Raw genomic sequence first — 6214 nt, forward strand, 5'->3', positions numbered from 1 at the left:
GGCGAGTCAGTGCGGGATGGCGGCGATCAGCTCGTGCGCGCCCTGCCGCTTGAGGGCGAGGGCGACCGAGGTCCCGAGGTCCTCGGGGCTGAGCGCACCGGCCCACTCGTGGGCGTCCAGGATCTGCTTGCCGTCCGGCGAGAAGACCCGACCGCGCAGCGCGAGCCGCCCGTCCGGCTCGGCGGTCGCGTACCCGGCGATCGGGCTGTTGCAGTGGCCCTGCAGGACGTGCAGGAACATCCGCTCCGCCGTCGCCTCGCGCCAGGTGTCGTGGTGCCCGAGACCGGCGGCGGCCTCGATGGTGGCGTGGTCGTCCTCCCGGCACTGCAGGGCGAGTACGCCCGCGCCGATCGGCGGACACATCGCGTCGAGCGGGAGGATCTCGGTGATCCGGCCGCTCTCGCCGATCCGCTCCAGCCCGGAGGCGGCCAGCAGCAGCGCGTCGGCCTCCCCGGCCGCCAGCTTCGCCAGCCGGCTGTTGGCGTTGCCCCGAATCGGTACGCAGACCAGGTGCGGGTGGGAGGCGGCGAGCTGGGCGATCCGGCGCACCGAGGAGGTCCCGATCCGGCTGCCGGCCGGGAGCCGGTCCAGCGTCAGGCCCTCCGGGTGGATCACCGCGTCGCGGATGTCGTCCCGCCGCAGGTAGCCGGCGAAGACCGTCCCGGCCGGCAGCGGCCGGTCGGCCGGTACGTCCTTGAGGCAGTGCACCGCGAGGTCGGCCTCCCCGGCCAGCAGCGCCTGGTCCACCTCCTTGGTGAACGCGCCCTTCCCGCCCAGCTTCGCCAGATCACCCATCCAGCGGTCCCCCGAAGTGACCACCGGCACCACCTCGGTCCTGATCCCCGGGTGCAGCACGGCCAGCTCGGCCCGCACCCGCTCCACCTGGGCGAGCGCCATCGGCGAGGAGCGGGACACGATCCTGATCAACTCAGCGGCAGCCATGGCGACATGATAGGCCGTCAGCCGCTGCCGACCGGACCGGACCGCCGGGCGAACCGGCCCCGCCCGGCGGCGACTGCGGAGTGCCGCCCGGCCGCGCGCAGGACCTCGTCCTCGGCCTCGGCGATCGCGGCCCGCAGCTCAGGCAGGATCTTGGCGTCGCCCTCCGCCAGCAGCCGCAGCGCCGATCGCCAATGCGCCAGCGCCCCGGCCGGCTCCCCGTCGGCGCGCAACAGCAGCCCGTACTCGTAGTGGGCCAGTCCCTGCCCGTACTCGTCCGCCCGCTCCTCGGCGAGCTCCAGCAGGGTCCGGCACCGTACGGCGGCCTGGTCCGGGCGGTACAGGGCACGCAGCGCCCGGACCAGGCCGACCCGGCAGTCCCGCTCGATGTGCCACTGGGCCGCCGCGATGGCCCCGGCCAGGGCCTCCTCGAAAAATGGCAGGGCGTCGGCAGGTCGGCCCAGGGCCAGGTGGGCGTTGCCCAGGTTGCTCTTCCCGATGGTCCTGGTGATCGGCCGGCCGGCCCGGTCCGCGGCCTCGATGCTGAGCCGGTGGTACCTGATGGCCTCGCGCGGGTCGCTCTTCTCGTGGACGTTGCCGAGGCCGCTCAGGGCGACGGCCTCGTTGTAGGCGTCCGACCGTTCCAGACTGAGTGTCAGGGCCTGCTCCAGGACGGCGACCGCCTCGGCATCCCGGCCGAGCAATTCCAGCAGCATGCCGCGGTTGTTCAGCGCCATCTGCTGCATGGCACTGTCTGCGACTTCGTGCCAGAGCGGGGTGACCTCCTCGATCAGGCCCAGCGCGCTCTCGAACCGGCCCGCGTCGAACTCCGCCCCGGCCAGATCGGTCGTCGCCTGCGCCTGGGCACGCAGATCACCGGTCCGGCGGGCCACGTCGAGGGCCAGCCGGTTGAGCGTCGCCACCTCGGCGGTCCGGCCCCGGGCCCGCAGGTACAGGAAGCCCGCCTGCACCAGGACGAGCAGGTCGGTGGCGCCGATCCGCTCCGCCGCGCAACGTTCGGCCAACGCGACCAGGTTGACGACCTCCTGGTCGCCCCAGGCCAGCGCCTCGTCCCGGTGGGCGAAGGGTTCCACCGGCCAACCGTCCGGCAGTCGGCGCAGGGTATGGGTCTGCGGGGCGAGCACCAGGGCCGAGCGGCAGGCGGCCGCCGCGTACCAGCCGAGGGCCCGCTCCACATTCCGCCGCCGACCGTCGATGTCCTCGGCGGCCAGCTCGCGGGCGAAGTCCCGGACCAGATCGTGCGGGACGAAGCGGCCCAGCCGCGGCTCGGCGAGCAGGGCGACGTCGACCAGCCGGTCCAGGGCCAGGCCCGCCATTCCGGTGCTGCCCCCGGCCAGGTACGCCATCAGCGGGGCGGAGTACTCGGGCAGGTCGAGTGCCCCGAGGGTGCTGAGAGCCGTGGCGGCCTCGCGGTCCGGTCGGCGGGAGGAGTCCCGCAGCGCGTCGAGGGCGACCATCAGGGACTGACGCACGCTCAGGTCGTCCAGCTCCAGCTGGTCCAGGCGGTGCTCCTGGGCGGCCAGCTGCTCGACCAGGGTGCGGACCGGCAGCGCGTCGCGCGCCGCCAGTCGGGCCGAGACGATCCGCAGGGCCAGCGGCAACCGGCCGCAGAGCTGGACCAGCCGGGCGGCGGCCGTCGCGTCGGCCGCCATGCCCCGGCCCGAGGCCAGGCTCACCAGGGCGACGCTCTCGCGCTCGGTGAGGGTCCCCAGCCGGACGGCCGAACCGCCCAGCGTGGCCAGGGCCGAGCGGCTGGTCACCAGCACCGCACAGTCCGGTGCGGCCGGGAGCAACGGCCTGACCTGGGCTGCCGAGTCCGCGTCGTCCAGCACCAGCAGCGTGCGGGTCGGGGCCAGCGTGGACCGGAGCAGCGCGGACGCCGCCTCGACGTCGTCCGGGATCCGCCCGGGGTCGACGCCCAGCCCGCGCAGCAGGGTGGCAAGCGCCTGGAGCGGCTGAAGCGGCGTCAGTCCGGCGGTGGCGCCGCGCAGGTTGAGGAACAGCTGCCCGTCGGGAAACTCGGCCCGCACCGCGTCGGCACAGTGGATCGCCAGGGCGGACTTCCCGACCCCGGCCATCCCGCTCACCACGGCCAGCCCGGCCTGTCCCCGGCGCTCGGTGAGCGCCCGCCGAATCACGGCCAGCTCCTGCTGACGGCCGACGAAGTGGGATGGGGTGGCCGGAAGTTGGGCAGGGGTGGTGACCGGAGGGCCGACGGGAGCAGTCGGCGGCACGGCCGCCTTCGGACCGTCCGCGTTCAGGACGATCCGGTGGATCTCCTGAACCGCCGCCCCGGGCTCGATGCCCAGTTCGTCGACCAGGGTCCGGCGCAGGTTCTGGTAGACCGTCAGGGCCTTGCCCCGCTGGTCACTCTGGTGCAGGGCCAGCATCAGTTGACCGTGGAACGCCTCGCGGAGCGGGTGCTCGCCCACCAGACCGGTGAGCTGGGGCACCAACCCGTGCGGGCGGCCCAGTCGCAGTTCGGCGTCGAAGCGCCATTCGAGCGCCTGGAGCCGGTCCTCCCGCCACTGTTCGCCCTGGGCGAGGGGCTGCCCCAGCTCGGGCAGGTCACCCAGTGGCTCCCCCCGCCACAGCGAAAGCACCGCCTCGGTCCGGAGCAGCACGGTCGCCCAGTCCTCGGCCGCGTGGGCGACCCGGGCGAGCTGGACGTCCCGCTCGAAGAGCCGGGCGTCCAGCTCCTCCGCGCCGACCCGGAGCAGGTAACCGGACGGCACCGCTTGGAGGCGTTCACCGCCTTCGTCCCCGAGCGCTCGACGCAGCCGGGCCACCAGGTTGCGCAGCGAGGCCTCGGCGGTGGCGGGCGGTCGCTCACCCCAGAGGGCGGCCGCCAGCCGGTCCAGCGACACCGGCCGATCCGCGTTGAGCAGCAGCAACGCCAGCATCGCCCGTGCCTTGGGGCCACGGACGGGGCACTCCTCGGTGCCGTTCCGGACGGTCATCGGGCCCAGCAGACCGAACCACATGCCGCACGTCCCCGATCCCCCGCAACGCCGCCACGCCAGCCTCCGAAGGGCGGCGTTAGGCCGATGTTATCTCCGTGTTAGAGGACCATCGCAAGCTCCTTTCGTGAGGACGGCGGGCCCGCGACCGGGGCCGGCCGACAGTCGGACGAGGAGCCAGAAATGTCCAACCAGCGCGGCATTCACCGGACCATCGCAACCCTGCTCGCCACCGGCCTGGCCTCGGCGGTCCTGGCCGCCGGCCCGGTCGGCCCGGCCATGGCCCAAACCCCCGGCGGCTCGCTGACAGTGAGCCAGAGCACCGACGGCGACAACCCGCGCACCAGCGAGTGGGCCCATGAGAATCCGCAGACCCTGACCAGGGAGCAGGTGCTGGCGCGGGCGAAGTCCTGGACGGAGGTCACCCCGCGCCTGCAGTACGACGGAGGGGGCCTCTACCAGGGCTACCGCACGGACTGCTCGGGCTTCGTCTCGATGGCCTGGGGTCTGAGCACCGCCAATGGCGGGCTCGACACCACCCGTTACGTGCCGATGGGCGTGGCCTACTGGATCGGCAAGGAGGACCTGGCGCCGGGCGACGCCCTGCTGAACGATGCCGCGGGCGCCGCGGGACACGTGGAGCTGTTCGAAAAATGGGCCGATAGCAGTCACAGTTCCTTCTGGGGCTATGACTTCACTCGCAGTGGCGCGCTCTACCGGCAGATCTCGTACCCTGGCAGCTCCTACCGGCCGGTCCGGGCGAAGAACGTCGTCGACCGGATCACCGTACCGACGAGTGCCACCGCGAACCAGTTCTTCCACACCGCCCGTCAGTCGGACGGCAGTTGGACCGGTTTCGGCGCACTGGCCGGGGCGAACGGGGCCACCGAGTTCAAGGGGGCGGAGGCTGCGATCGCGGGGATGCCCGACGGATCGTCACAGGTGCTGGGGATCGGGCTGGAGAGCGGCTTCCAGGCCCTGCCGGGCGTGAGCGCACCGACCATGCAGGCCCACAAGGTCGCGATCACCGCCATGCCCGACGGCAGCGCGCAGATCCTCGTGGTCGCCAACAACAACCTGGTCTACCACCAGACCCGCTACGCGGACGGAAACTGGAGCGGCTTCCAGCTGATCCGGGGCGTCAATGCCGACACCATGGCGGCACGCGGGATCGCCATCGCCGGCACCCCGGACGGCGCCGCCCAGATCCTCGCGATCGGGGACAACGGCCTCGTCTACCACAAGGCCCGCTACGCCAACGGCACCTGGAGCGAGTTCCAACTGCTGGCAGGCGTCGGCTGGGACACCATGCAGGCCAGCCAGGTCTCGATCACGGGCATGGCGGACGGATCGGCGCAGGTGCTGGCGATCGGGGACAACGGCCTCGTCTACCACGAGGCCCGCTACGCCAGCGGTGAGTGGAGCGGCTTCCAGCCCATCACCGGCGTCGATGCCCTCACCATGCGGGCCACCCAGATCGCCATCGCCGCCACCCCCGACGGCGCCGCCCAGATCCTCGCCATCGCCCCCAACGATCTCGTCTACCACAAGGCCCGCTACGCCAACGGGACTTGGAGCAACTTCCAACTCGTCCCCGGCGCCGCCGGCGCCAACACCTTCGCCGCCAACACCATCGCCATCACCGGCCTGCCCAACAACTCCACCCAGATCCGCGCGCCGGCCCGCCCCCCAAAAAAGGGCGGGCCGGCTCCCCACCATGCCTGGAGCAGCCCGATGACGACCCGACGCAGCACAACCCTCCCGCGCGCCATCGCGATGGCCGCCGCAGCCCTCACCCTGGCCGCCACGGTCTCGACCACCCACCAGGCCCAGGCCGCCTCCATCACCACCTGGGACAAGGTGGCCCAGTGCGAGAGCGGCGGCGACTGGAGCATCAACACCGGCACCACCTATCTCGGTGGCCTGCAGATCAGCCTCCACAACTGGCAGTACTACGGCGGAACGGAGTACGCCGCCCGCCCGGACCTGGCCACGAAGAAGCAGCAGATCCTGATAGCCGAGAGGATCCTCGCCGACCAGGGTTACCGTGCCTGGGATTGCTGGCCCGGTACCGGCCTCGACACCGACCGGTCCAACCCGTACCCGGATCCGGATCCTTCGCAGCCTTCCGCCACGGCGCAGCAGTTCTTCCACACTGTGCGTCAGTCGGACGGCAGTTGGACCGGTTTCGGTTCGCTGGCCGGGGCGAACGGGGCCACCGAGTTCAAGGGGGCGGAGGCTGCGATCGCGGGGATGCCCGACGGATCGTCACAGGTGCTGGGGATCGGGCTGGA

General features: G+C 72.4%; 3 protein-coding genes. 1 reads left to right on the forward strand and 2 read right to left on the reverse strand.

The window, feature by feature from the left end; translation table 11 throughout:
* Positions 1 to 6: 6 nt before the first annotated feature.
* Together hemC and ASC99_RS13225 are read right to left on the reverse strand one after the other, a co-directional pair.
* On the reverse strand, positions 7 to 942 hold the full coding sequence (gene hemC, locus ASC99_RS13220; RefSeq protein ID WP_057231545.1) for a hydroxymethylbilane synthase: 936 nt from the start codon (positions 940 to 942) through the stop codon (positions 7 to 9).
* A 17-nt stretch (positions 943 to 959) separates the two neighbouring features.
* Positions 960 to 3920: a BTAD domain-containing putative transcriptional regulator gene (locus ASC99_RS13225; RefSeq protein ID WP_235502484.1), complete on the reverse strand. Its 2961-nt coding sequence runs from the start codon at positions 3918 to 3920 to the stop codon at positions 960 to 962.
* 183 nt (positions 3921 to 4103) lie between these two features.
* Here ASC99_RS13225 and ASC99_RS42115 point away from each other — a divergent pair.
* Positions 4104 to 6214: transglycosylase family protein (locus tag ASC99_RS42115; RefSeq protein ID WP_369825096.1), on the forward strand; the 2111-nt coding region annotated here is incomplete at its 3' end.

It is taken from the genome of Kitasatospora sp. Root107 (assembly GCF_001424875.1).
Lineage (GTDB): Bacteria > Actinomycetota > Actinomycetes > Streptomycetales > Streptomycetaceae > Kitasatospora.